Source organism: Staphylococcus rostri, from assembly GCF_002902145.1.
In the GTDB taxonomy this organism is placed as follows: domain Bacteria; phylum Bacillota; class Bacilli; order Staphylococcales; family Staphylococcaceae; genus Staphylococcus; species Staphylococcus rostri.
This window is the reverse complement of record NZ_PPRF01000029.1, coordinates 1-2911: the sequence shown is the minus strand read 5'-3', so window position 1 is coordinate 2911 and position 2911 is coordinate 1. Positions and strand designations below refer to the sequence as shown.

The window sequence follows — 2911 nt, the reverse complement described above, 5'->3', positions numbered from 1 at the left end:
TGCTCTTAGCAGAGAATCTGAAAAGAATTTAAAAACATCAAAATACGTAGTGAGCAATGTATAAAAAATTGTTGCATTTATGCCGAGAAAATTTATTGATCGTTGAGAAGAACCCTTAACTAAACTTGTAGACGAATGTCGGCATAGCGTGAGCTATTAAGCCGACCATTCGACAAGTTTTGGGATTGTTAAGGGTTCCGAGGCTCAACGTCAATAAAGCAATTGGAATAAAGCAACTTTGTTATTTATAATTATTTGATTGGAGGTGTGAATATGTTTTTTAAGTGTTCTATATGTGATGAAAAATTAAAGAGAGGTTATAAAACTTTAGCATGTGAGAATAACCATACTTTTGATATTGCAAAAGAGGGTTATTCGAATTTAATTTTAGGGCATAAAAAAAGTAAATACGATAAAAAATTGTTTATTGCTAGAAGAGAATTGAATGATAGTAGCAATTTGTATTCGATATTAATTTCAAAAATCATAGAAATTATTAAAAAATATGAGATTAAAACTAAAAATAATGTGATAGATGTTGGTACTGGTGAGGGTTATATTTTAAATGAAATTAGTAAAACATTTCTTGGTGAAAATGAATTCTTAGGTATAGACATTGCAAAAGAAGGTGTAAAAAAAGCAGCAAAATCATATAAAAATATAAATTGGTTGGTTGCTGATCTAGCTGATATACCAGTTATGAATGGGAATGTAGACTTTTTAATTAATGTGCTTAGCCCTTCTAATTATGATGAGTTTAAAAGAGTTCTAGATAAAGAGGGGAAATTGATAAAAATAATTCCTAATAGTGATTATTTAAAAGAAATAAGGAATATAGTCTTTAGTAATCATAAAAATAAGGATTATGATAATTCTGATGTTATAGATTTATTTGAAGCTAATTTTAATAAAATTGAAATGATAGATATTAGTTATAAGGTTAAATTAAATAAAGAAGAATTGAATAAATTACTTGATATGACGCCTTTAACGTGGAATTTAAGTAACGTAGAAAAAGAAGGAATAATTAAGAAAAACTTAAGTGAAATTACGATGAGTTTTAAGGTTTTGGTTGGTGGTTTTAAAACGAGTTGAAAACGAGTTTCTTCTTGTCTTGATAATAAGGGTAACTATTTCGATTTTGGATAGTTACCCTTAAAGCATTGGTATATATGGCTTAAAACCCAAAAAAAGTTGCTTTTTCGTACCTATTAATGTATCGTTTTAGGTGTCTAATCAAAAACATACATAGAAAGGGGAAAAAGCAACTTTTTTTATTGTCATAGTTTGTGAAAACTAAGTTGTTTTTATGTGTTATAACATGGAAAAGTATACTGAGAAAAAACAAAGAAATCAAGTATTTCAGAAATTTATTAAACGTCATATTGGAGAGAATCAAATGGACTTAGTTCAAGATTGCAATACATTTCTGTCTTTTGTAGCTGATAAAACTTTAGAAAAACAGAAATTATATAAAGCTAATTCTTGTAAAAATCGATTTTGTCCTGTCTGTGCTTGGAGAAAAGCTAGAAAAGATGCGTTGGGTTTATCTTTGATGATGCAATATATTAAGCAGCAAGAGAAAAAGGAATTTATTTTTTTAACGCTTACGACGCCTAATGTACAAAATGAACAGTTGGAAGATGAGATAAAACATTATAATAAGTCTTTTAAAAAAATGGTTGAACGTAAAAAAGTTAAATCAATTATTAAGGGTTATGTTCGTAAGTTAGAGATTACATATAATAAAAAAAGAGATGATTATAACCCTCATTTTCACGTGTTAATTGCAGTAAATAAATCGTATTTCACAGATAAAAGATATTATATTAGCCAACAAGAATGGTTAGATTTATGGCGTGATGTAACGGGCATTTCAGAAATAACACAAGTTCAAGTTCAAAAAATAAGACAAAATAACAATAAAGAATTATATGAAATGGCTAAGTATTCTGGTAAAGATAGTGATTATTTAATAAATCAAAAAGTATTTGATGCATTCTATAAATCACTTAAAGGTAAACAGGTATTAGTTTATTCAGGATTATTTAAAGAGGCGAGAAAGTTATTAAAAAATGGCGATTTAGATTATTTAAAAGAGATTGATCCAACTGAATATATCTATCAAATTTTTTATATTTGGAAACAAAAAGAATATTTAGCGAGTGAATTGCATGATTTAACAGAACAAGAAAAAAGAGAATTAAATCATCAAATGATTGATGAAATTGAAGAAGAAACATAAAGTGTTGGTCTTAGACTGACACTTTTTTATTGTTAAAAATAATGTCGCCTGCCCCTGTGGGAACTATAAAAAATGTATGCAAATTAATTTGCATGTAACTGGGCAGTGTCTAAAAAATTAGCTACTGGTTTTGTTCAATTTTTTGTTTGTGAAATCAAAATATATTTATTTGGCTCATATTTGCGTTTTAAGAGCGTATATAAACTTTTGGATATAAAACTATATGATTTACCCCTATTTCTTTAAAATGCCCCCTTAAAATTCAAAATAAAGCATGTATGAGAATGTATAAAGTCAAAAAATAAAGTTGATTATAGAATCTATAAGCTGTTTTTTAGAATCTATCAGAATCTATAATTTTATAAACGTTGATATAATTGGCTTGTAAAGAATCTGGATACAAGTTCTAACGATGCCAGGAAACTTTTATACAGGTTATACATTTTAAAAGTTGCTAATATGCTTTGAGAGTATGATGTTTTGCCTTTTAACATGATTTAAAAAATATGCAAAAAGCATAAGAAGACACCTCAGCTATGCTGAGTGACACGGAGTGGCATTGTGTCCCCTTATGCTCTTAGCAGAGAATCTGAAAAGAATTTAAAAACATCAAAATACGTAGTGAGCAATGTATAAAAAATTGTTGCATTTATGCCGAGAAAATTT

General features: G+C 27.8%; 2 protein-coding genes. Both read left to right on the top strand.

Going from position 1 to position 2911, the window contains the following annotated elements; genetic code table 11:
- Window positions 1-273 precede the first annotated feature (273 nt).
- The gene (locus CD122_RS04995) at window positions 274-1095 is read left to right on the top strand and encodes a putative RNA methyltransferase (protein WP_042739925.1); all 822 of its coding nucleotides are present in this window, start codon (window positions 274-276) and stop codon (window positions 1093-1095) included.
- 226 nt (window positions 1096-1321) lie between these two features.
- A complete protein-coding gene (locus tag CD122_RS04990) occupies window positions 1322-2245 on the top strand; it encodes a protein rep (protein ID WP_103357905.1) in 924 nt (307 codons plus the stop codon).
- The last annotated feature ends 666 nt before the right edge of the window (window positions 2246-2911 follow it).